This window comes from Mesorhizobium sp. BR1-1-15 (assembly GCF_020165475.1).
GTDB lineage: Bacteria > Pseudomonadota > Alphaproteobacteria > Rhizobiales > Rhizobiaceae > Mesorhizobium.
In genome coordinates this window covers 279,768-300,750 of record NZ_JAIUIF010000005.1, presented here as the reverse complement: position 1 = coordinate 300,750, position 20,983 = coordinate 279,768, and the positions used below count along the sequence as shown (strand labels likewise).

The window sequence follows — 20,983 nt, the reverse complement described above, 5'->3', positions numbered from 1 at the left end:
GCGGTCCGGTCTAGCCCGGCATTACGCCGCCCTCAGCCCTTCCCATGCGGTGAACACGGACACCGCGAAGAGCGCTCGCGGATTAGCGATCAGCAGCTTGCGGCTGCGGCCGGCCGATATTGCGAGCCCGCCATAGATCGCGGCCTGCGTCAGCACGGTCAGCAGGCCCATCACCGTCGCCTGCATCCAGATCGGGCCGTAGTCCGGTTTCAGGAACTGCGGATACACGGCGAGCACGAAGAGATAGGCCTTCGGGTTGATCAGGCAGGTCACGAGGCCTTGGCGAAACGCCTTCCATGCAGAGCGGCTGCCGGCGGGCCCGTCGTGACCGACAGTGATGGAGCTGCGCATCAGCGTGATGCCGATGAAGGCCATGTAGGCGGCGCCTGCAATCAGCAGCGGCTTGAACAGGATCGGCATGAAATGCATCAGCAGGCCGACGCCGATCGCGCCGTTCAGCGTGTGCACCAGGCCGCCGACCATGATACCGCCGGTCGCGGCAAGGCCCCTGTCGCGCCCGCCGGTCAGCGCATTGGCCAGCACGAACAGCATGTCCATGCCTGGAACGGCGATGATGCCGAACAGCAGGATAAAGAACAGCCAGAGATTTTCGGCATAGCCCATGTCAGTTGCCTGTCGCCCCGCTCGGCCCAGCCGCAGCGGAACCTGTTGATTTTCAACCCGATAGGCGGTCCTATAGGCCGACGCAACTGACGATGGTGTGTCAGTTGTGATCGGCACCGGTGAGAAAAATGCGCAAGGCGTCGCGCCTGTTCGAGATCATCCAGATCCTGCGGCTGGCGCGGCAGCCGGTGACGGCGGCAATGATAGCCGCGCAGCTGGAGGTGACGATACGCTCGATCTATCGCGACATCGCAGCGCTTCAGGCCATGCGCGTGCCGATCGAGGGCGGGAGGGGCATCGGCTATATCCTGCGCCCCGGCTTCGACTTGCCGCCTCTGATGTTTTCGATCGAGGAGATGGAGGCGATCGTGCTGTCACTGGCGCTGCTGGAGCGCACGGGCGACGACGAGCTCAAGCAGGCAGCCAAGCGCGTCGGCGCCAAGATCGCCGGCGCCGTACCGCCGCCTTTGCGCCAGACGCTCGACGCCAATGCGCTGCATGCGTGGGGATTCGCTGCGCCCTCTGCAGGTGCGATCGACCTGGCGCTGGTGCGCCGCGCCATACGCGACGAGGAGAAGCTCGACCTCTCCTATCGCGACGAGCTTGGCCGCGCTTCCGAGCGCCTCATCCGCCCGATCGCGCTGATCTATTATGCCGAGACCGCCAACATCGTCGCCTGGTGCGAGCTACGCCAGGCGATCCGCAATTTCCGCAGCGACCGCATCGAGGATTGCCGGCCGACCGGACTGCGCTTCAAGGGCGAAGGCGATCGGTTGCGGCAGATCTGGGTCAATGGATGGGAGGTCAATGCAGCGGCCGCCGGCTAAACCGACCAGGGTAGCGAACTCTATCTTACATCCACCCAGCGCTTTTCCTCGAACGATCGCGCCATCGCATGCACGGTGCGCTCGATCTCCAGACCTTCGTCGAATTCGATGAGCCGCGCCGGTCTGCCGGCGAGCCGGGTCAGCAGTTCATGGCATTCGATGATCTTGAGATCATTGAAGCCAAGACTATGCCCGGGCGCGGGGACGAACAGGTCGTAGGGCTTGTGCTGTGGCGACACGAGGATGGTGCGATAGCCCTGTTCGGTCGGGCGATCCGATGTGAGGTAGAGCTGGAACTCATTCATCCGCTCCTGGTCGAACAGGATCGAGCCCTTGGAGCCGAAGATCTGGACGGCGATGCGGCCCTTGCGGCCCCAGGCCGAACGGTTGACCAGAAGCGTGCCGGCGATGCCGTTCTCCAGATGCATCAGCACGGAGGCAATGTCGTAGGTCTCGACCGCGCGGCGGCCGCCGGCGGCCAGCTTGCGGTCGGCATAGGGCTTGGCCATGTCGCAGATGACGCTGGCGACGCGGCCGAACAGGGTCGACACCAGCGACAGCGGATGCACGGCGAAATCATCAAGCGCGCCATAGCCGGAAGATGCCTCGTGCTTCCAGAAGAACAGCGCCTCGGGATCGGCCATGAAATCCTCGTCCATCTCGATGCGCAGATGGTTGACCTCGCCGATGATGTTTTCGTCGAGCAGCGCGCCGATGTGGCGGATGGCCGGGCTCTGGATGTAATTGTAACCGAGCGCCGCGACCTTGCCGGATTTCTTCGCCGCGGCCGCCATCGCCTCGGCTTCGGCGAAGCTCGGCGCCATCGGCTTTTCGCACCACAAATGCTTGCCGGCCTCGAGAACTGCGATGGCCATTTCCGGATGGAACTGGTTGGGCGTGGTGAGCGAGACGACGTCCACTTCGGGATCGTTGACGACGGCGCGCCAGTCACCGGACGCCCTGGCGAAACCGAACTCGCCGGCCTTGCGCCTGGCGAGATCCTCATTGACCTCGCCGAGATGGACAAGCCGCGGTTTGGTCATGTCTGGAAAGACGGCGCCGACGGCACTCCACGCGATGGCGTGGCACTTGCCCATAAATCCCGTGCCGATAAGACCGACGCCGACCATTTTCCGTTCCTCCACCGTCATAGATGCTCCGTGGATGAATTAGTCCATTTTTGTTCGGAATGGAATGTCTGCCTCATTTTTTATGGTGTTCTTGCGCAGCCTCGCTATGATGGGGCAGAGAGGACGCTTCACCGATGAGCTTGGACGGGCCGACGATGGACGAACGGGTACCTCGCGACTTCGAGACGCTGCGCGCCACGATCCTCGATCGGCGCGAAAGCCTGCCCAAGCGCATCGCCCAGATCGCCGCTTATGCGCTCGACAATCCCGACGATATCGCCTTCGGCACCGCCGCCAGCATCGCCGCCTCGGCCGGCGTGCAGCCCTCGACGCTGATCCGCTTTGCCCAGCAGCTCGGCTTTGACGGCTTCACCAGCCTGCAGCAGGTGTTTCGCGAACGGCTGCGCGAGCGCAACTCCTCCTATGACGAACGGCTGCAGGCGCTGCGCGCCAAGGCCGAGGGCGGCGCCGGCCACCGGGCGATCTTCGACGGCTTCGTCGCCGCCGCCAGCACCTCGCTCAACGACATTTCGCGCACGCTGGACGACGCGCATCTGGAAGAAGCGATTTCCCTGCTGGCCAAGGCACAGACCATCTATGTGCTGGCCAAGCGGCGCTCCTATCCGGTGGCGTCCTACATCGCCTATGCGCTTGGCAAGCTGAAGATCCGCAACCAGCTGATCGAATCAGCCGCCGGCCTCAACGCCGAGATGGTCAGCTTTGCGACGCCCGCGGATGCCGTCGTCGCCATTTCCTTCTCGCCCTATGCGCCGGCCACGATCGAGGAGGCGCGCACGATTTCCGAACAGGGCGTGCCCATCATTGCCATCACCGACAGCTCGTTTTCACCGCTTGCTCAGTTCGCCAGCGTCTGGTTCGAGGTTGCCGAGGCGGATTTTGCCGGCTTCCGCTCGCTATCGGCGACGATGGCGCTGGCCATGGCGCTGACCGTTGGCGTCGGCGAGAAGCGGCGCAACCCCGGCAAGGGGCGCAAGGCCTGAGGGGAAGGCAAAAGGCGATTTTAGATCGGGGAATGCTCATTCCATATTGACTATGGATTGGAATTATTATTTCATATTTTTCGGCGCCACGCTGCCGCTCGCGCGTGTACCCCAACATAACAGGCCCGACGGGAGGTTCCAATGAGCGAAGCCGTGGACGCGAAATACGCTGCGCTCGACGTCATCACCATCGGCCGGGCTTCCGTCGACCTCTATGGCCAGCAGATCGGCTCGCGGCTGGAGGACATCACCTCCTTCGCCAAGTCGGTGGGCGGCTGCCCGGCCAACATCTCGGTCGGCACGGCGCGGCTCGGCCTGCGTTCGGCGCTGCTGACGCGGGTCGGCGACGAGCAGATGGGCCGCTTCATCCGTGAACAATTGAAGCGCGAAGGCGTCAACACCGACGGGCTGAAGACCGACAAGGAGCGATTGACCGCGCTGGTGCTGCTTTCGGTCGAGAGCGAAGGCGTTTCGCCGATGATCTTCTACCGCTCCGACTGCGCCGACATGGCGCTGGCCGAGGAGGACATCGACGAGACGTTTATTTCCTCGGCTCGCGCGGTCGTCGTCACCGGCACGCATTTTTCCCGGCCCAACAGCGATGCCGCCCAGCGCAAGGCGATCCGCATCATGAAGGCCAAGGGCGGCAAGGTCGTGTTCGACATAGACTACCGGCCGAACCTCTGGGGCCTGGCCGGCCACGCCGAGGGTTTTGAGCGCTACGTCAAGTCCGACCGCGTCTCGGCGCAGTTGAAGACGGTGCTGCCCGATTGCGACCTCGTCGTGGGCACCGAGGAAGAGATCATGATCGCCTCGGGCGCCGACGACTGCCTGAGCGCCCTGAAGACGATCCGTTCGCTGTCCCCGGCCACCATCGTCTTGAAGCGCGGCGCCATGGGTTGCATCGTCTATGACGGGCCTATCAGCGACGATCTCGAGGACGGCGTGGTCGGCAAGGGTTTTCCGATCGAGATCTACAACGTGCTTGGCGCCGGCGATGCCTTCATGTCGGGCTTCCTGCGCGGCTGGCTGGGCGGCGAAAGCCTTGCCACGGCGGCGACCTGGGCCAATGCCTGCGGCGCCTTCGCCGTGTCGCGGCTGTTGTGCGCGCCGGAATATCCGACCTTCGAGGAATTGCAGTTCTTCCTCGAGCACGGCAGCAGGCATCTGGCCTTGCGCAAGGACGAGGCGATCAACCACATCCATTGGGCAACGACGCGCCGGCACGACATTCCCTCGCTGATGGCGTTCGCCTGCGATCACCGGGTGCAGCTCGAGGACGTGGCGGCCAAGACCGGCGCCGATGCCTCGCGCATCGAGGACTTCAAGGTGCTGACGGTGAAGGCGGCGGCCAAGGTCGCCGCCGGGCGCGACGGATACGGCATGCTGCTCGACGAGAGGCATGGCCGCGAGGCGATGTTCGAATTCGCCAGGCATTCCTTTGCCTGGCTCGGGCGGCCGGTGGAGCTGCCGGGCTCGCGGCCGCTGCGCTTCGAATTCTCGCAGGACATCGGTTCGCAGCTCACCGAATGGCCGGTCGACCACTGCATCAAATGCCTGTGCTTCTATCATCCCGACGATCCGCCGGGCTTGAAGGAGGAACAGCAGCAGAAATTACGCACTCTGTTCGAGGCCGCGCGGAAAGTGGGCAGGGAGCTTCTCATCGAGATCATCGCCGGCAAGCACGGCAAGCTCGACGACACGACCATCCCGCGTGCGCTTGAGGAACTCTATGCGCTCGGCATCAAGCCGGATTGGTGGAAGCTCGAACCGCAGGCATCCGCAGGCGCGTGGACGAAGATCGAGGCCGTGATCCTGAAGAACGACCCCTGGTGCCGCGGCGTCGTGCTGCTCGGCCTGGAGGCGCCGCAGGACGAGTTGGAGGCCGCCTTCGCAGCGACGGCCAAGGCTCCTATCGTGAAGGGTTTCGCGGTCGGCCGCACCATCTTCATCAACGCCGCCGAACAATGGCTTTCCGGCAGGATGTCGGACGACGAAGCGGTTGCCGACATGGCATCGCGCTTCGAGCAGCTGACCGAGGCATGGCTTGCCGCGCGCGGCCGTAAAGCAGCATAAGAAGGCACGGGCACAGGGACTGCGGAGGAAACCAATGAGCAAGACAATCCGCCTGACGATGGCGCAGGCGCTGACCCGTTTCCTGAGCAAACAGAAGACCGAGATCGACGGCGCAAAGGTGCCGATCTTCGGCGGCGTCTGGGCGATCTTCGGCCACGGCAATGTCGCCGGCATCGGCGAGGCGCTCTACCAGGTGCGCGACGAACTGCCGACTTTCCGCGCCCACAACGAACAGGCGATGGCGCATGCGGCGATCGCCTATGGCAAGGCCAATTTCCGTCGCCGCTTCATGGCCGCCACCTCTTCGATCGGACCCGGCGCGCTCAACATGGTGACGGCGGCGGCACTTGCGCATGTAAACAGGTTGCCTGTCCTGTTTCTGCCGGGCGACGTCTTCGCCAACCGCATTCCCGACCCGGTGCTGCAGCAGGCCGAGGATTTTTCCGACGGCACGGCGACGGTCAATGACTGTTTTCGTCCGGTGTCGCGCTATTTCGACCGCATCACGCGGCCGGAGCAGATCATCCCGGCGCTCAACCGCGCCATGGCCGTGCTGACCGACCCGGCCGAATGCGGGCCGGTGACCTTGTCGCTCTGCCAGGACGTGCAGGCCGAGGCCTATGACTATCCCGAGAGCTTCTTTGCCGAACGGGTCTGGTGCCAGCGCCGGCCGCGCCCGGATCGGGCTGAATTGGCGGCTGCGGTTGCAGCGCTGAAGAGCGCAAGCAAGCCGCTGGTGATCGCCGGCGGCGGCGTGCTCTATTCTCGGGCCTCGGACGAACTGGCGAAATTCGTTGAAGGCGCCGGCATTCCGGTCTGCGAAACGCAGGGCGGCAAATCCTCGCTGCCGGACGATCATCCGCTCAACATGGCGGCGATCGGCGTCACCGGCACGTCGGCCGCCAACCGGCTGGCGGAAGAGGCCGATGTCGTGCTCGCCATCGGCACGCGCCTGCAGGATTTCACCACCGGCTCCTGGGCGCTGTTCAAGAATTCGGGCAAGACCATCATCGGCTTGAATGTGCAGCCTTTCGATGCCGGCAAGCATCGGGCATCGCCGCTGGTCGCCGACGCGGCCGAAGGCTTGGCCGAACTCGGTGCCGCGCTGAAGGGTTGGAAGGCGCCATCCGCCTGGACCGACAATGCGGCAGCCGGCAAGAAGGAATGGCAGGCCGAAGCCGCCAAGGTGACGGCGTCGACCAATGCCGCCTACCCTTCCGACGCGCAGGTGATCGGCGCCGTGCAACGCGCCATGGGCTCCGGCGTGACGCTGCTCAACGCCGCCGGCGGGCTGCCGGGCGAATTGCACAAGCTTTGGCAGGCCGGCGCGCCCGGCTCCTACCACGCAGAATACGGCTTCTCGACCATGGGCTATGAGATTGCGGGCGGGCTCGGCACCAAGATGGCCAAGCCTGAAGAAGAGGTCGTCGTCATGATCGGCGACGGCTCTTATCTGATGCTCAATTCCGAGATCGCCACCTCGGTGATGCTCGGCCTGAAGCTGACCATCGTGCTGCTCGACAACAGGGGTTTTGGCTGCATCAACCGGCTGCAGATGGCGACCGGCGGCGCCAACTTCAACAATCTCCTGAAGGATGCGCGCCACGAGGTGCTGCCCGACGTCAACTTTGCCGCGCACGCCGCGAGCATGGGGGCGATCGCCGAGAAGGTTTCGTCGATCGCAGGGCTGGAGACGGCGCTGGCTCAGGCGAAAGGCAACGACCGCACCACGGTACTGGTCATCGACACCGATCCGCTGGTCTCCACCGATGCCGGCGGCCACTGGTGGGACGTGGCGGTGCCGGAAGTCTCCGAGCGCAGCCAAGTGAACGCGGCGCGCAAGGTCTATGACGAGAAGCGGCGGATGCAGAGCGTCGGCGATTGATCTCGGCGCTGCCCACCCCCTACCTCTCCTTGTGGGGAGGTCGGACCGAAGGTCCGGGTGGGGTCTGGCGCCGCACCCCCACCCCGCTGCTTCGCAGCGACCCTCCCCACAAGGGGGAGGGTGAACAAGAACCGGAGTGACGACTTGAAAGCCAAATTGGGCATGTCCCCCATCGCGTGGTGGAACGACGATCTTGCGGAACTCAGCGACGACGTGTCGTTGGAGGAGTGCCTACGCCAGTCGCGTTCGGCCGGCTTCACCGGCATGGAGATGGGACGGCGCTTTCCCAAGGACCCCAAGGTGATGCTGCCGATCCTGAAGGCGGCTGACGTCACACTGTGCGGCGGCTGGTTCTCGGGCACGCTGGTCGACGAGGAGATGAGCAAGAACAAGGATCGCATCCAGCCGATGATCGACCTGTTCAAGGCGGTCAACGCGCCTTGCATCGTCTATGGCGAGGTTGGCCGTTCGATCCAGGGCGACCGCTCGAAGCCGCTCGCCACCAAGCCGAAACTCTCGAGCGACGAGATGAAGGCCTATGCCAGGCGCCTGACCGAATTCGGCGAATGGTGCGCCGAGCAAGGCATGCCGCTTTCCTATCATCACCATATGGCGGCGGTGGTCGAGACCGAGGCGGAGCTCGACGCCTTCATGCGCCATTCCGGAGCGGGCATTCCGCTGCTGCTTGACGCTGGACATCTGGCCTTTGCCGGCGGCGATGTGCTGCGCGCCATCGACAATCACCACAAGCGCATCAGCCATGTGCATGTGAAGGACGTACGCATGGGCGTGATCGAGAAGCTCGACCGCACGAGGCAGTCCTTCCTCGATGCGGTGGTTCTCGGCGCCTTCACCGTGCCGGGCGACGGCTCGCTGGATTTCGGCGCCATCGTGCAGCGTTTCGCCGACCACGGCTATGAAGGCTGGTTCGTGGTCGAGGCCGAACAGGACCCGAAGAAGAACCCGCCGCTCAAGATGGCGCAGGTGGGCCACAAGGAGTTGATGCGGGTGATGACGGCGGCCGGCTACACGGTCGAGACCCAGGGCTTCCCCGATGTCTGATCGGGTTCTCGCCAGGCCGGGCTTGCTGTAGGTTGCCGCGATGAAAGATTCCGAGCACCCCTTCTTCCGGCCATTGTGGCGGCGTGTCGCCGTCGTCGCGGTCTGCGTCATCTGGTCGATCATCGAATTCGCGAGCGGCACGCCGTTCTGGGGCGTGATCGCGCTGGGCTTCGCCGGCTATGGCGTCTGGCAGTTTTTTTATCTCTACAAGCCGGCCGACGAGAACAAGGCGCCCGCCGAAGTCGAACCGAAGGAGTAACCGGATGTCGAAGCTGCTGGTCAAAGCCGACAAGGGCCATGGCCGTGTCGCGCATGTCACCCCGCAAAGCGCCGGGTGGACCTATGTCGGGTTCGACCTGCACCGGCTGAAATCAGGGCAAACGGCTTCGGGAACAACGGACGATCGCGAAGTCTGCCTGGTGTTCGTTACCGGCAAGGGCACGGTCACGGCCGGCGGCAAGGATCTCGGCCTGCTTGGCCAGCGCATGTCGCCCTTCGAAGGCAAACCATGGTCGGTCTATGTGCCGCAGGGATCGGACTGGTCGGTGACGGCTGATAGCGGACTGGAACTGGCGGTCTGCTCGGCGCCGGGATTGAGCGGCGGCCTGCCGGTTCGCGTCATCGGGCCTGACGACCTCGGCCAGGAGGTGCGCGGCAAGGGCACCAATACGCGCTACGTCACCAACATCCTGCCCGAGGGCAAGCCGGCCGATTCGCTGCTGGTGGTCGAGGTCATCACGCCCGGCGGCCATACGTCGAGCTATCCGCCGCACAAGCACGACCAGGACAATCTGCCTAACGAATCCTATCTCGAGGAGACCTATTATCACCGCCTCAACCCGCCGCAGGGCTTTGCTTTCCAGCGGGTCTATACCGACGCCGACAAGGACGGCTCCCGCGCGCTGGACGAGGCGATGGCGATCGAGGACGGCGACGTCGTGCTGGTGCCCAAGGGCTATCACCCCTGCGCGGCTTGCCATGGCTACGACCTCTACTATCTCAACGTCATGGCCGGCCCGAAGCGGACGTGGAAATTCCACAATGCGCCCGAGCACGAATGGCTGATGAAGGCCTGACCGTTGCGGGTTCACGGCTGAACCTGTTGGTCCAGATCCGAAAAATCGTCGGCTAAGGACCGGCGGGGTCGATTTGCCTTCGAAAACCCTTCAAAGCTTCGTCAATCCGTCATGGAAATCACCTATGGCAACGGGCTGACGAGGATTTTCGATGCGCTACGCCATCTACTTCACCCCCCAACAGGACGAAAAATTGGCGCGGATCGCCGCCAACTGGCTGGGCCGTGACCCGTTCGGCGCCGCGACGCGACCGGTGGAGGCGGTGGGCGATTTGTCGGCGGCGGAAGTCGCCTTCCACACCGCATCGGCACGGCGCTATGGTTTTCACGCAACGCTGAAAGCCCCTTTCCGGTTAGCGGCCAACGAAACCGAAGCCTCGTTGCGCGCAGCGCTCGACGCCTTTGCCGAGGCGACGCCCGTTGTGATGATCCCGCGTCTCGTCGTCAGCCAGATCGACGGTTTCTTCGCACTGGTGCCGGAGGCGCCATTGCCTCCGCTCAGTCGCTTCGCCGATGACGTGGTGCGCGATTTCGACCGCTTTCGCGCGCCGTTGACGGAGGCAGAGATCGAGCGGCGCAGCCCAGACTCGCTGAAGCCGGGCGAATTCCGCAATCTCTGCCAATGGGGCTATCCTTACGTCTTCGAGAGCTTCCGCTTTCACATGACGCTGTCCGGCAGGGCCGGGCCACAGGAAAGCCCTCGTCTTCGCCTGGCAATCGAGGGCCTGTTCGCCGAGGTGCTGCGCCAGCCGGTTCCGGTGGACGCGCTGACGTTGTTCATCGAGCCCGAACCCGGCGCCCCGTTCATGGTGCTTTCCCAGCACGCGCTCGGGCGCCGTCCGGCCAGAAAAACCGCCTGAAGCAACAAGCCGTAAAGGCCAGAAAAAACCAAGGACTGCCTGAAATGACCGCCGAGACCATTCTGAGCAACGCCCGCATCATTCTTGCCGACGAGATCATCGACGGCTCGCTCGTGATGCGTGACGGTCTGATCGCCGACATATCCGCCGGCGCCGTGCGAGCCGGCGAGAACATGGCTGGCGACTTCATCATTCCGGGACTGGTCGAGCTGCACACCGATCACCTGGAAGGCCACTATGCGCCGCGGCCCAAGGTGCGTTGGAATCCGATCGCCGCCGTGCTCGCCCATGACGCGCAAGTGGCGACCGCCGGCATTACCACCGTGCTCGATGCCTTGCGTGTCGGCATGGACGAGGATGCCGATCTCAACGCCGCCGACATCCGCAAGCTCGCCGATGCGATCGAGGACAGCGTGCGGATGGATCGATTGCGGGCCGATCATTTCATCCATCTACGCTGCGAGGTCTCGGCGCCGGATTGCCTCAGGGCCTTCGCCAATTTCGAGACGGACGAACGGGTGAAGCTCGCCTCGCTGATGGACCATGCGCCAGGCCAGCGCCAGTTCGTCAACCTCGAAACCTACGCCTACTACTACCAACGCAAGCTGAAGCTGACCGATCACGATTTCCAGAAATTCTGCGAGAAGCGGATGGGCGAATCGGCCCGGAATTCGGCCCCGAACCGCGTCTTCATCGCCGCCGCCTGCCACGAGCGCGGCATCGTGCTTGCGAGCCATGACGATGCGACGACGGGCCATGTCGACGAAGCCATCGAGCAAGGCGTGCGCGTTGCCGAATTCCCGACCACCGAGGAGGCCGCCAGAGCTTCGAAGGATGCCGGGCTCGGCGTGCTGATGGGCGCGCCCAATGTCATGCGCGGCGCCTCCCATTCGGGCAATGTCTCGGCGCGCACGCTGGCCAGCGACGGCCTGCTCGACATATTGTCGTCCGACTACATCCCCTTCAGCCTGATCCAGTCCGCCTTCTTTCTCGGCGACGTCGTCGATAGCATTTCCCTGCCGCAGGCGGTGGCAATGGTGTCCAAGAACCCGGCCGAGGCCGTCGGTCTTTCCGATCGCGGCGTCATCGAAGAGGGCCGCCGGGCCGACCTGGTGCGCGTGCGCCTCGACGACCACGTTCCGGTGGTGCGCACGGTCTGGCGGCAGGGGCGGCGGGTCGCGTGATGGCTTCGGCATTGATCGAGCGTGAACTGTCGGCCGAGGCGTTTCCGATACGCGACGGCGTCTTCGTTGCCGTGGTGGGCCCGAGCGGCGCCGGCAAGGATACGATCATCGGCCATGCCAAGGCGCTCTTCGCCGACGAGACGCGGCTGGAATTCGTGCGCCGCGTCATCACCAGACCGAGCGACACGGCAAGCGAGGATCACGACACGCTGGCCGATGCCGCCTTCATCGAGGCCGAAGCCGACGGCGCCTTCGCCGTTTCCTGGGAAGCGCACGGCCTGCGCTACGGCCTGCCGGCCGAGGTCGATTGGGCAGTGGCCAACGGCCATGTCGCTGTCGCCAATGTATCGCGTGCGATCATCCCTAGCTTGCGGAAGCGCTATGCCAACCTGGCCGTCGTCGAGATCACCGCTTCGCCCGATGTGCTGGCCGGGCGGCTGGCGATGCGTGGCCGCGAGTCGCGCGGGGAGGTTCTGGCACGCCTGGCGCGAAGCGCCCCTGTGACGCTCTCCGGACCCGGCGTCACCTCAATCGACAATAGCGGTTCGCGCGAAGCGGCAGGCGAGCGCTTTGCCGAGGTGCTGCGCAAGGCGATGGCATTCTCCGACATGTCGGGGCTGATCGACTAAAGGTGTTGATGGTCAGGTGGCGCCCGCCTGACCTGAATATCGAATGCGCCTTCGTTTTATGCCGCGTGCCGGTCGTGATCGGCACGACGCGTGCCGGCCGACGGCGTTGCCGAAGGTTGTGTCGGCGCGTCCAGAACCGCGACGTGATGGCGGTACACCATTTCCCAGCCTTTCCAGCCGGTAAACAGCAGGATGCAGACAACGATCAATGAAAGCAGCACTCCCCATGGGCGAACTGCCGCTTCGGCGCCTTGGCTGTAGCGAAGATAGAAATTGATCAGCGCCAGAACGACGGCGGTCAAATTGCCGACCATGTGGTACCAGGCGTCCGTCAGGGCGCGGATGCGCGGCTCGCTCAGGAAATCGATAAAGCCGGCAATCGCCGCCAGGAGAGCCATGACGATGGCTGCCCCAATCAGCCACATCGACGCGCGTGCCCAAAAGGCGTCGGCAGTGCCCCAGAACATCAAATCGGTGAGAAACGCGCCGACAAGGAACGCGACAGGAAAGGGAATGAGCATCGGATGGATGGGATGACCTCCCACCTTGGCGGTGCTTAGCGGATTCGCGGCCATGACAATGCCTCCGAATAGAAAAGCTTTGAACAACGCCCAGATAAGGGTTTCGTTCCAATCCGGATGGAAGCTCGCAAGACCGTTTTTCGCGATGCCGCCCCCCTTTTGCACTCAAGTCACTTGGGGCCGCACAGATACGGCCGACAACAGATCGAGCGGAATTGCGGGGCGGGCGAGATAGAGCGGCGTTATCTTTCGACGGCCACGGCGGACGGCGGCTTTTTGCCCCTGACTATTCCGCCGCTGCCCCGGCGATGCTCTTGCGGCTGGCGTCGACCATGCGCCGCCGCGCGCGGAACACGCCCCACTGCTGGTCGATCAGCACGCCGATGAGGATGACGCCGCCCATCACCGCGAAGTTGAGCGAGGACGGGATGCCGAGCAGATTGACGAGGTTCTGCAGCTCCTGCAGCAGCACGGTGCCGAGGATGACGCCGATCAGCGAGCCCTCGCCGCCGCGCAGCGAGAAGCCGCCGAGCACGGCCGCGGCAATGGCGTAAAGCTCGTAGAACTGGCCGTGGCTGGCCGGCGAGATGGATCGCGTGTACATGGCGAAATAGATCGCCGACAGCGCCGTCAGTACCCCGCAGATGACGTAGGCGGCCATGACGACACGCCCGGTGCGGATGCCGGAATATTTCGCCGCCTCCTCGTTCTTGCCGATGGCGTAGAGATAGCGGCCGAACACCGAGCGGTGCAGCACCACCCACATGACGATGGCGATGACGATCAGGGCGAAGAAGGAGTTCGGCACGCCCCAGGAGCGGCCGGCGGTCAAGAATTCGAGCTCCGGGAAATTCTGGCCGAAGGCGAAGCCGGCGGTGCCGTCGGCGGTGTAGAAGCGGGCGACGCCGCGATAGATCAAAAGGCCGCACAAGGTCACCACGAAGGGCTGCAATTTGAGCCGCGTGATCAGCCAGCCATGCGCCAGGCCGATGATGGCACCGAGCACCAGGATGAGCACGAAGGCCAGCGGCCATTCCATGCCGCGCACGGCGATGAAGTCGATGAAAAGCGTTCCCAGCAGCGCCACCAGCGAGCCGACCGACAATTCGATGCCGCCGGTGATGATGACGAAGGCCTGGCCGATCGACAGGATGCCGAACAGTCCGATCAGGTTCGAGGTGTTGGCAAGGTTGATCGGCAGCAGAAAGCGCGGATTGATGATGGCAACGATGGCGCCGACCACCAGGATCAGGATCAGCAGGCCGAGATCTTTCTTGCTCATCATCTTCTCCCCAATGCCGGCCCGAGCGCTTCCGCGGCGCGGCGGCAGAATTATTTCGGCTGCTTGCCTACCGCCAGCAGCAGCACGTTTTCCTGGCTGAACTGGTCCTTGTCCAGAATGCCCGAGATCTGGCCCTCATGCATGACGGCGATGCGGTCGGACACGCCGATCACCTCCTCCATGTCGCTGGAGATCATCAGCACGGCGACGCCGGCGTCGGCCAGCGCACGCATCAGCCCGTAGATCTCCGCCTTGGCGCCGATGTCGATGCCGCGCGTCGGCTCATCGAGGATCATCACCTTGGGGTTCATCGCCAGCCATTTGGCCAGCACGACCTTCTGCTGGTTGCCGCCCGACAGCGTGCCGGTGCGCGTCTGCACCGAGGGCGCCTTGATGCCGAGATCTTTTTTCTGCTTCTCGGCGGTTGCCGTTTCGGCGCTGGTCGACACCAAGGAGCGCTTGGCATGCGCCGGCAGGTTGGGCAGCGAAATGTTCTGGGCGATCGAAAGGTCGAGCAGGATGCCGGTCAGCTTGCGGTCCTCCGGCACCAGGAAGATGCCGTGCGCGACGGCATCGGCCGCCGAGCCCAGGGCGAGCGGCTTGCCGGCGAGCTCGAGCGTGCCGCCGAGGCTGCTTTCGATGCCGAAGAACACCCGCGCCAGCTCGGTGCGGCCGGAACCGACAAGGCCGGCAAGGCCGAGGATTTCACCGCGCCTGACGTCGAGATCTACCGGGCGGCCGGGATAGGTCGGGGTGCGGATGGCCTTGGCCGACAGGGCGACGGCGCCGGGGGCGCGGGCCGCCTCGGAAGCCTTCTCGCGCTCCTTCAGCATGCGGCCGATCATCAGCTTGACCATCTGGTCGTGGTTGATGTCGCGCTTGGGCAAGGTGCCGGCCAGCATGCCGTCGCGCAGCACGATGACGCGGTCGGCGACACGCTCGACCTCGTGCAGGCGATGCGAAATGAAGATGACGCTGATGCCGTCCGCCTTCAGCGCCCTGATGACGTCGAGCAATTTGTCGGTCTCGGCGATCGGCAGGCTCGACGTCGGTTCGTCGAGGATGACCAGCCTTGCCTTGATCGACAGCGCCTTGGCGATCTCGACCATCTGCTGCTGCGCGAGCGACAGTTCGGCGACAGGCGTGTCGGCGGAGAAATTGGCGCCGACGCGCTTCAGGAGCGGCGCCACCATGGCGCGCAGCCTGGCGCGGTCGACGAGCCTGAGCGGCCCGGCGCGCAGCGGTTCGCGGCCGAAGAAGATGTTGGCAGCGACGTCGAGATTCTCGAACAGGTTGAGTTCCTGATGGACGAAGGCGATGCCGGAGCCCAGGCTGCCCTCGACGCTCAGGCCGTCATGGGCGGTGCCGTCGACGGTGACGGTGCCGCTGTCGGGCCGCGTCACCCCGCCGAGGATCTTCATCAAGGTGGATTTGCCGGCGCCGTTCTCGCCGACGAGGCCGATGACCTCGCCCGGCCTGACCTGCATCGAGAAGCCATCGAGCGCGACGACGCCCGGATAGGTCTTGCGCACGTTCTCGAGACTGAGGAACGGGGTGGTCGCGGCGATGGATGTGTCGGAATAATTCATCATGCCTGACAGCGTTGGCGGGCCGACCTCTTGGCAGACTGACTGGCCTCGAAGGGTTCGTCAATGCGAGAGCAGCCGGCTCAAGCGACGTTGAGCCGGCTGCTCTGCCTTCGGTCTTAGTTTCCAGCCATCGCCTTCAGATTGGCGGCGTAGGCGTCGACGTCATCCTTGCCGATGATCTTGGTCGGGATGATGATGAGGCCGTCGGCCGGGATGCCCGACTTGTCGCCCTTGAGATAGGATGCCATCAGCTTCATGCCCTGATAGGCCCACTCGAAGGGCTGCTGCACGACGGTGGCGGCAATGGTGCCTTCCTTGACGCCGCCCAGGGTGATCGGATCGTCATCGAAGCCGACGACGGTGATCGAGCCGAGCTTGCCGGCATCGCGCAGCGCTTCATAGATGCGCGGCGTGTTGTAGGAGTAGAAGCCGACCATGCAGGTGACGTCGGGGCTGGCGACGAGCGCGTCCTCGACATTCTTCTTGGCGCGGGCCTGGTCGATGTCGTCGCCGCGCACGTCGACGAGCTCGATCTTGGTGCCGGCCAGGCCATCCTTCATGCCCTGGATGCGCTCCTTGGCATTGTCGGCGCCGAGCAGGCCGACGAAGCCGAGGCACTTGCCGCCGTCCGGCATCGCCTTCTTGGCGATTTCGGCCGCCTGCTTGCCGGCATCGACATTGGACGAGCCGATATAGGCGACGCGCTTGGTCTGCGGAGCGTCGCTGTCGGTGGTGAACAGCGCCGTTTCCGAGGCGATCTTGTTCAGCCCGTCGGTAGAGGTCTTGGGATCGACGGCCGAAACCATGATGCCCTTGACGCCGGCGGTGACCAGATCGTCCATCAGCCGCTGCTGGATGGCGACCGAGGACTGCTCGGGATATTTCAGCTCGAGATTGTAGTCGGGCAGTTCGCCCTGCGCCTTCTTGACGCCGGCCTCGGCCGCCTTCCAGAAGTCGGAAGCGCCGTTGACGACGAAGGCCAGCGTCGGCTTGTCGTCGGCGCGCGCGATCGTGCTCGCCGTCAGGCCAAGCAGCAGCGCCGCGGTGGCCACGGATGCATTGCGTATCAAGGATTTCATGTTCAACCTCCCGTTTTGGCCGGTCGTCGGACCGGCCGATCCTGCACTTGTCTGATTTGCCGTTCGCGGCTTGGACGCCCTCCTCCTCAAGGGTTCCCGGCACTGAAGATGGCGTCGTTCCAGCCACGGCGACGGACTTTAGAGACTCATCCCCCGTTCGTAAATAGTCCGATTTGTCTGACATATCACATGTCCGCGACAAGGCTTCGCGGGGCACTATCCGCTTGCCATCGGGCCATTCGCATGCACCGCGCCCCAGGGAAAACGGACGCGACGGACAGACGTTACAGCGCATTTTCGTATTAGTAAACGGTATTAGTTGCGTTCGATGGCGACCGCGCCGGCGGTGACGCCGTTGGCTTTGCCGAGAACGCAAGGGTTTGGCGCAAAAGGGATAATCGGCTCATATGCTGTGATTTTAAGCTGCCCGAGCCCCTTAGCCAGTAGACCGGTCGCCTGCTAATAGATATAAGTCAGCCGATATTTCTATAAACCGGCGCGGCCTTGATGGTCGCCGGGCAGGCCGGACAGGCCGGGGAACACGAACAGCATGAGTGAGACCACCGATATCGCGACGGCAAGGCGCCGCAAGGCGCCGGTGAAGCCCAAGGGCCGGGTCACCATGACCGACATTGCGCGCGCCGCCGGCTGCTCGCAGGCGACTGTTTCCTTCGTGCTCAACAATTCGCCTGGCATAAAACTGTCGCGGCAGACGCGCGAGCGGGTGATCGAGGCGGCGCGCGCGCTGGGCTATAGTGCGCCGGCCTTTTCGGCACTGAAGGCGCCGGCCAGCGCCTTCGACGGGCTGGACGGGGTGATCGGCTTCGCCGTCGACCAGCTCGCCACCAGCCCGGAAGCCGTCGTCGCCATCGAGGGCGCGCGCCAGGCCTCGTGGAACGCCGGCAACGTGCTTCTGGTGGCGCAGACCATGGGCGACGCCGTGATGGAGCCGCGCGCCATAGAGGCGCTGACCAGGCGGGGCATTTCGGCGCTGATCTACATGACCATCTTCACCCGCGAGATCACGGCGCCCGACTTCCTCTACAGCCTCGACATCCCGGTGATCCTGCTCAACTGCTACACGTCGGATTACGCCTTCCCCGCCGTGGTGCCCTCCGAGATCGCCGGCGGCCAGAGCTCCACCCGGCACTTGATCAGCCACGGCCACCGCCGCATCGCCACCATCACCGGCGAGCCCTGGATGCAGGCGGCGCAGGACCGCCTGAAAGGCTACCGCCGCGCTCTTGCCACTGCCGACATCCCTTTCGATCCCGAACTGGTGGTCGAGGGCGACTGGTCGGCAAGTGCCGGCTATGCCGCGACCGTCAAGCTCCTGGCGCTGAAGGACCGCCCGACCGCCATCTTCTGCCAGAACGACCGCACCGCGATCGGCTGCTACGAAGCGCTGAAGGAAGCCGGCCTGCACATCCCGCAGGACATCTCCGTGGTCGGCTACGACGACGAGGAAATCGCCAGGCATCTGTTCCCGCCGCTGACCACCTCGATCCTGCCGCATATGGCGATGGGCCAATGGGCGATCGAACAGCTCGAAGCGCCAGCGACGGTGGGACGGGGGCGCTATCCCATCACCAAGCTGGAATGTCCGCTGGTGGAGAGGGAGAGCGTGCGGGCCGTGGCAGGCTGACCGACCCGGCCGACAAGGCAAGCATTTGGGCGATGAAAACCGGCGCCGCGAGCGCCGGCAGGCCACGGACTTTCCCGTCGGACTTTCCCGCTGCCGGGGCCAGCCAGGCATGCCCTTTCAATTGGCACAGCAAGCGGTCGGGCCGCCGGCCCCGAGGCCGCGAAGGCGTGAAAAATGCCGGCCAGCGACGCCGCGAGAGCCCGATTGCGCCAAGATTCGAGGACATTTGTTCCAAGCGCGGCGTGTTGGTTGAACAGATTGGGTTGCAGGCATAGCCTTGCGTCGTCCACCGGGGCTCGCCTCGAGCTTGCGGGGGCAACAGGCGGCGGATCGCGGCGTGCCGCTGATCGAGGAGACGAACATGCAGCTCGAACAATCCCTTGCCGGCATGCGCCGGCGCGACCTTCTCAAAATGATCGGCATTACGGCGGGCAGCGCCGCAATGTACCAGGCCATGACCAGCATGGGGCTGGCGGCAGAGTCCGATTACAAGGGACCGATCAAGCTCGAAGGCGACCCGAAGGGCGCTTCGGTGCTCGTCCTGGGCGCCGGCCTGGCCGGCATGCTGGCGGCCTTGGAACTGCGCCAGGCCGGCTACAAGGTGAAGATCCTCGAATACAATGCCCGCGCCGGCGGCCGCAACTGGACGATACGCGGCGGCGACACCGTTACCGAACTCGGCGGCTACACGCAGAAATGCGAGTTCGACGAGGGGCTCTACCTCAATCCCGGCCCCTGGCGCATCCCTTACCATCACAACGGGCTGTTGGCCTACTGCCGGAGGCTCGGGGTGACGCTGGAGCCGTTCCAGCAGACCAATCACAACGCCCTGCTGCACTCGACCGAGGCCTTCGGCGGCAAGCCCAAGCGCGTGCGCGAGATCGAGACCGACTTCAAGGGCCACACGTCGGAGTTGCTGGCCAAGGTGGCCAAGAAGGGCCAGTTGGAAGGGCTCGTCTCCAAGGAGGACCAGGAGGTGCTGCTCGAGGCGCTGCAGTCCTGGGGCGCGCTGGACAAGGACTACAGCTACAAATCCAGCCTCGCGACCGCCGAATTCCGCGGCTACGAGAAGGAGCCGGGCGGCGGCATCGGCGCCGAGCCGGTGGCGGGTCAGATCATCGGCGCGTCCGACGTGCTGAATTCGCGCCTGTGGGGCAGCCTCGCCAACTTCTCGCTCTACGAATTCCAGACCACCATGTTCCAGCCGGTCGGCGGCATGGGCAGGATCGGCGAAGCCTTCGCCAAGCAGGTCGGCGGCCTCATCACCTACAATGCCAAGGTCACCAAGATCGCCCAGAACGACAAGGGCGTGACGGTGACCTATGAGGACGCGAAAAACCCCGGAACCGCCCAGGAGGCCAGCGCCGACTGGTGTGTGTGCACCATTCCGCTCACCATCCTCAGCCAGATCGAAATCCAGGTGGGCGGCGCCATGCAGGCGGCGATCGGGGCGGTGCCCTATGCGTCCTCGGTCAAGGTCGGCCTGCAGATGAAGCGCCGTTTCTGGGAGGAGGACGAATCGATCTTCGGCGGCGTCAGCTACACCAACCTGCCGATCTCGCAGATCTCCTACCCCAGCACCGGCTTCAACGCCGGCGGCAAGGGCGTGCTGCTCGGCTGCTACACATGGAACGGACCGAACTCCTACGAATTCACCGCCATGACCCCGCAGGAGCGCGTGCAGAAGGCGGTGGAATACGGCGCGCAGCTCCACCCGCAATACAAGCAGGAGTTCGAGACCGGCGTTTCCTGGGCATGGCACCGCTCGCCCTTCACCCTTGGCTGCGCGGGCGACTGGACCGAAGAGGCGCGCAAGGAGCATTACGACAATCTGTGCCAGATCGACGGCCGCATCGTGCTGGCCGGCGAGCATGCCTCCTACATTCCCGCCTGGCAGGAGGGCGCGATCCTGTCCTCGCTCAACGCCATCACCCGCCTGCACCAGCGCGTCATGCAGGGATGAGGCCATGCCGATTCCTTCGTTCACCCCGTATCCCGCGAGGCATCCCATCATGAGCAGCTCCTTCAAAAGACCCTGCGGTCTCATCGCCGCCATGGCTGCCGCCATGGCGTTCACGGCTCCCGGCGCGTTCGCCGATTCGGCCGGCGTCACGTTCAGCCAGGGCGATACTTTCACCGAAAAGGACGGCGCGGCGCTCTATGCCAATGTCTGCGCCGCCTGCCACCTGGACAAGGGGCAAGGCGCGGTCGGCGCCGGCCACTATCCGGCGCTGGCCAAGAACAAGAACCTGGAGACCGGCGGCTATCCCGTAAGCCTCGTCCTGCACGGGCAAAACGGCATGCCGCCGGTGGGGCAGATGATGAGCGACGACCAGGTCGCGGCCGTGGTCAACTATGTCAGGACGCATTTCGGCAACGACTACAAGGATGCCGTGACGGCGCAGGACGTGAAGGATGTCCGCTGAGTGGCGGATGTCGCCCGCACATGCGGCAACGCAAACCGCGCGGCGGGCATTCCGGCGCTCGCCGCCCTCTCGAATGGAAGGAAACGGG

Annotated in this window: 19 protein-coding genes; 13 read left to right on the top strand and 6 right to left on the bottom strand. The window is 64.5% G+C overall.

Going from position 1 to position 20,983, the window contains the following annotated elements; genetic code table 11:
• Positions 1-21: 21 nt before the first annotated feature.
• Positions 22-624 (bottom strand): LysE family translocator, encoded by a 603-nt coding sequence (locus LB541_RS12195; protein WP_224618493.1) that lies wholly within the window; start codon positions 622-624, stop codon positions 22-24.
• A 128-nt stretch (positions 625-752) separates the two neighbouring features.
• Between LB541_RS12195 and LB541_RS12190 the strand changes: the two genes are divergently transcribed.
• Positions 753-1,451, top strand: coding sequence for a helix-turn-helix transcriptional regulator (locus LB541_RS12190; protein WP_140625516.1), 699 nt, complete (start codon positions 753-755; stop codon positions 1,449-1,451).
• 20 nt (positions 1,452-1,471) lie between these two features.
• Here LB541_RS12190 and LB541_RS12185 read toward each other — a convergent pair whose 3' ends face one another.
• The gene (locus LB541_RS12185; protein ID WP_140491256.1) at positions 1,472-2,581 is read right to left on the bottom strand and encodes a Gfo/Idh/MocA family protein; all 1,110 of its coding nucleotides are present in this window, start codon (positions 2,579-2,581) and stop codon (positions 1,472-1,474) included.
• Between the two features lie 155 nt (positions 2,582-2,736).
• Here LB541_RS12185 and LB541_RS12180 point away from each other — a divergent pair, with 155 nt between their 5' ends.
• The 9 genes from LB541_RS12180 to phnN all read left to right on the top strand — a co-directional run bounded on the left by LB541_RS12180 (position 2,737) and on the right by phnN (position 12,353).
• Positions 2,737-3,582, top strand: coding sequence for a MurR/RpiR family transcriptional regulator (locus tag LB541_RS12180; protein WP_181165350.1), 846 nt, complete (start codon positions 2,737-2,739; stop codon positions 3,580-3,582).
• Between the two features lie 141 nt (positions 3,583-3,723).
• Positions 3,724-5,658 carry a bifunctional 5-dehydro-2-deoxygluconokinase/5-dehydro-2-deoxyphosphogluconate aldolase gene (locus LB541_RS12175; RefSeq protein WP_140671622.1) on the top strand — a complete coding sequence of 645 codons (1,935 nt, stop codon included), beginning with the start codon at positions 3,724-3,726 and terminating at the stop codon, positions 5,656-5,658.
• A gap of 34 nt (positions 5,659-5,692) precedes the next feature.
• Positions 5,693-7,543, top strand: a complete 1,851-nt coding sequence (gene iolD, locus LB541_RS12170; RefSeq protein WP_140879302.1) for a 3D-(3,5/4)-trihydroxycyclohexane-1,2-dione acylhydrolase (decyclizing) — start codon at positions 5,693-5,695, stop codon at positions 7,541-7,543.
• 144 nt (positions 7,544-7,687) lie between these two features.
• The gene (iolE, locus tag LB541_RS12165; RefSeq protein WP_224618492.1) at positions 7,688-8,605 is read left to right on the top strand and encodes a myo-inosose-2 dehydratase; all 918 of its coding nucleotides are present in this window, start codon (positions 7,688-7,690) and stop codon (positions 8,603-8,605) included.
• A 40-nt stretch (positions 8,606-8,645) separates the two neighbouring features.
• Positions 8,646-8,864 carry a DUF3329 domain-containing protein gene (locus tag LB541_RS12160; protein WP_140491266.1) on the top strand — a complete coding sequence of 73 codons (219 nt, stop codon included), beginning with the start codon at positions 8,646-8,648 and terminating at the stop codon, positions 8,862-8,864.
• Between the two features lie 4 nt (positions 8,865-8,868).
• A complete protein-coding gene (iolB, locus tag LB541_RS12155; RefSeq protein WP_224618491.1) occupies positions 8,869-9,681 on the top strand; it encodes a 5-deoxy-glucuronate isomerase in 813 nt (270 codons plus the stop codon).
• 151 nt (positions 9,682-9,832) lie between these two features.
• Positions 9,833-10,540, top strand: a complete 708-nt coding sequence (locus tag LB541_RS12150; RefSeq protein WP_140625520.1) for a DUF1045 domain-containing protein — start codon at positions 9,833-9,835, stop codon at positions 10,538-10,540.
• 44 nt (positions 10,541-10,584) lie between these two features.
• Complete coding sequence (locus LB541_RS12145) at positions 10,585-11,724, top strand: alpha-D-ribose 1-methylphosphonate 5-triphosphate diphosphatase (protein WP_224618490.1); 1,140 nt, start codon at positions 10,585-10,587, stop codon at positions 11,722-11,724.
• Entirely contained in the window at positions 11,721-12,353 is a 633-nt protein-coding gene (gene phnN / locus LB541_RS12140; protein WP_181169563.1) for a phosphonate metabolism protein/1,5-bisphosphokinase (PRPP-forming) PhnN, read from the top strand. Before LB541_RS12145 ends, phnN begins: the two co-directional genes overlap by 4 nt.
• A 56-nt stretch (positions 12,354-12,409) precedes the next feature.
• On the opposite strand, the gene LB541_RS12135 is transcribed toward phnN, so the two are convergent.
• The 4 genes from LB541_RS12135 to LB541_RS12120 all read right to left on the bottom strand — a co-directional run bounded on the left by LB541_RS12135 (position 12,410) and on the right by LB541_RS12120 (position 16,824).
• Complete coding sequence (locus tag LB541_RS12135; protein ID WP_140625522.1) at positions 12,410-12,928, bottom strand: DUF2231 domain-containing protein; 519 nt, start codon at positions 12,926-12,928, stop codon at positions 12,410-12,412.
• 232 nt (positions 12,929-13,160) lie between these two features.
• Positions 13,161-14,156: an ABC transporter permease gene (locus tag LB541_RS12130; protein WP_140517717.1), complete on the bottom strand. Its 996-nt coding sequence runs from the start codon at positions 14,154-14,156 to the stop codon at positions 13,161-13,163.
• Positions 14,157-14,206: 50 nt separating this feature from the next.
• Positions 14,207-15,745 carry a sugar ABC transporter ATP-binding protein gene (locus LB541_RS12125; protein ID WP_224618557.1) on the bottom strand — a complete coding sequence of 513 codons (1,539 nt, stop codon included), beginning with the start codon at positions 15,743-15,745 and terminating at the stop codon, positions 14,207-14,209.
• Positions 15,746-15,861: 116 nt separating this feature from the next.
• Positions 15,862-16,824 carry a sugar-binding protein gene (locus LB541_RS12120; protein ID WP_140491278.1) on the bottom strand — a complete coding sequence of 321 codons (963 nt, stop codon included), beginning with the start codon at positions 16,822-16,824 and terminating at the stop codon, positions 15,862-15,864.
• 550 nt (positions 16,825-17,374) lie between these two features.
• On the opposite strand from LB541_RS12120, the gene LB541_RS12115 reads away from it, so the two are divergent.
• The 3 genes from LB541_RS12115 (at position 17,375) to LB541_RS12105 (ending at position 20,895) form a co-directional block, all read left to right on the top strand.
• Positions 17,375-18,469 carry a LacI family DNA-binding transcriptional regulator gene (locus LB541_RS12115; protein ID WP_181167260.1) on the top strand — a complete coding sequence of 365 codons (1,095 nt, stop codon included), beginning with the start codon at positions 17,375-17,377 and terminating at the stop codon, positions 18,467-18,469.
• A gap of 361 nt (positions 18,470-18,830) precedes the next feature.
• Positions 18,831-20,432 (top strand): flavin monoamine oxidase family protein, encoded by a 1,602-nt coding sequence (locus LB541_RS12110; RefSeq protein WP_224618489.1) that lies wholly within the window; start codon positions 18,831-18,833, stop codon positions 20,430-20,432.
• 49 nt (positions 20,433-20,481) lie between these two features.
• A complete protein-coding gene (locus LB541_RS12105) occupies positions 20,482-20,895 on the top strand; it encodes a c-type cytochrome (protein ID WP_140517716.1) in 414 nt (137 codons plus the stop codon).
• Positions 20,896-20,983 lie beyond the last annotated feature (88 nt).

What these genes read in the sequence shown, in the direction of transcription:
- LB541_RS12195 (WP_224618493.1), bottom strand. Translation starts at nt 624, where the DNA reads ATGGGCTATGCCGAAAATCTCTGGCTGTTCTTTATCCTGCTGTTCGGC.
- LB541_RS12130 (WP_140517717.1), bottom strand. Translation starts at nt 14,156, where the DNA reads ATGAGCAAGAAAGATCTCGGCCTGCTGATCCTGATCCTGGTGGTCGGC.
- LB541_RS12110 (WP_224618489.1), top strand. Translation starts at nt 18,831, where the DNA reads ATGCAGCTCGAACAATCCCTTGCCGGCATGCGCCGGCGCGACCTTCTC.
- LB541_RS12190 (WP_140625516.1), top strand. Translation starts at nt 753, where the DNA reads ATGCGCAAGGCGTCGCGCCTGTTCGAGATCATCCAGATCCTGCGGCTG.
- LB541_RS12185 (WP_140491256.1), bottom strand. Translation starts at nt 2,581, where the DNA reads ATGGTCGGCGTCGGTCTTATCGGCACGGGATTTATGGGCAAGTGCCAC.
- iolB (WP_224618491.1), top strand. Translation starts at nt 8,869, where the DNA reads ATGTCGAAGCTGCTGGTCAAAGCCGACAAGGGCCATGGCCGTGTCGCG.
- LB541_RS12115 (WP_181167260.1), top strand. Translation starts at nt 17,375, where the DNA reads ATGAGTGAGACCACCGATATCGCGACGGCAAGGCGCCGCAAGGCGCCG.
- LB541_RS12175 (WP_140671622.1), top strand. Translation starts at nt 3,724, where the DNA reads ATGAGCGAAGCCGTGGACGCGAAATACGCTGCGCTCGACGTCATCACC.
- LB541_RS12105 (WP_140517716.1), top strand. Translation starts at nt 20,482, where the DNA reads ATGAGCAGCTCCTTCAAAAGACCCTGCGGTCTCATCGCCGCCATGGCT.
- LB541_RS12120 (WP_140491278.1), bottom strand. Translation starts at nt 16,824, where the DNA reads ATGAAATCCTTGATACGCAATGCATCCGTGGCCACCGCGGCGCTGCTG.
- LB541_RS12125 (WP_224618557.1), bottom strand. Translation starts at nt 15,745, where the DNA reads ATGAATTATTCCGACACATCCATCGCCGCGACCACCCCGTTCCTCAGT.
- LB541_RS12135 (WP_140625522.1), bottom strand. Translation starts at nt 12,928, where the DNA reads ATGGCCGCGAATCCGCTAAGCACCGCCAAGGTGGGAGGTCATCCCATC.
- LB541_RS12145 (WP_224618490.1), top strand. Translation starts at nt 10,585, where the DNA reads ATGACCGCCGAGACCATTCTGAGCAACGCCCGCATCATTCTTGCCGAC.
- LB541_RS12180 (WP_181165350.1), top strand. Translation starts at nt 2,737, where the DNA reads ATGGACGAACGGGTACCTCGCGACTTCGAGACGCTGCGCGCCACGATC.
- LB541_RS12150 (WP_140625520.1), top strand. Translation starts at nt 9,833, where the DNA reads ATGCGCTACGCCATCTACTTCACCCCCCAACAGGACGAAAAATTGGCG.
- iolD (WP_140879302.1), top strand. Translation starts at nt 5,693, where the DNA reads ATGAGCAAGACAATCCGCCTGACGATGGCGCAGGCGCTGACCCGTTTC.
- LB541_RS12160 (WP_140491266.1), top strand. Translation starts at nt 8,646, where the DNA reads ATGAAAGATTCCGAGCACCCCTTCTTCCGGCCATTGTGGCGGCGTGTC.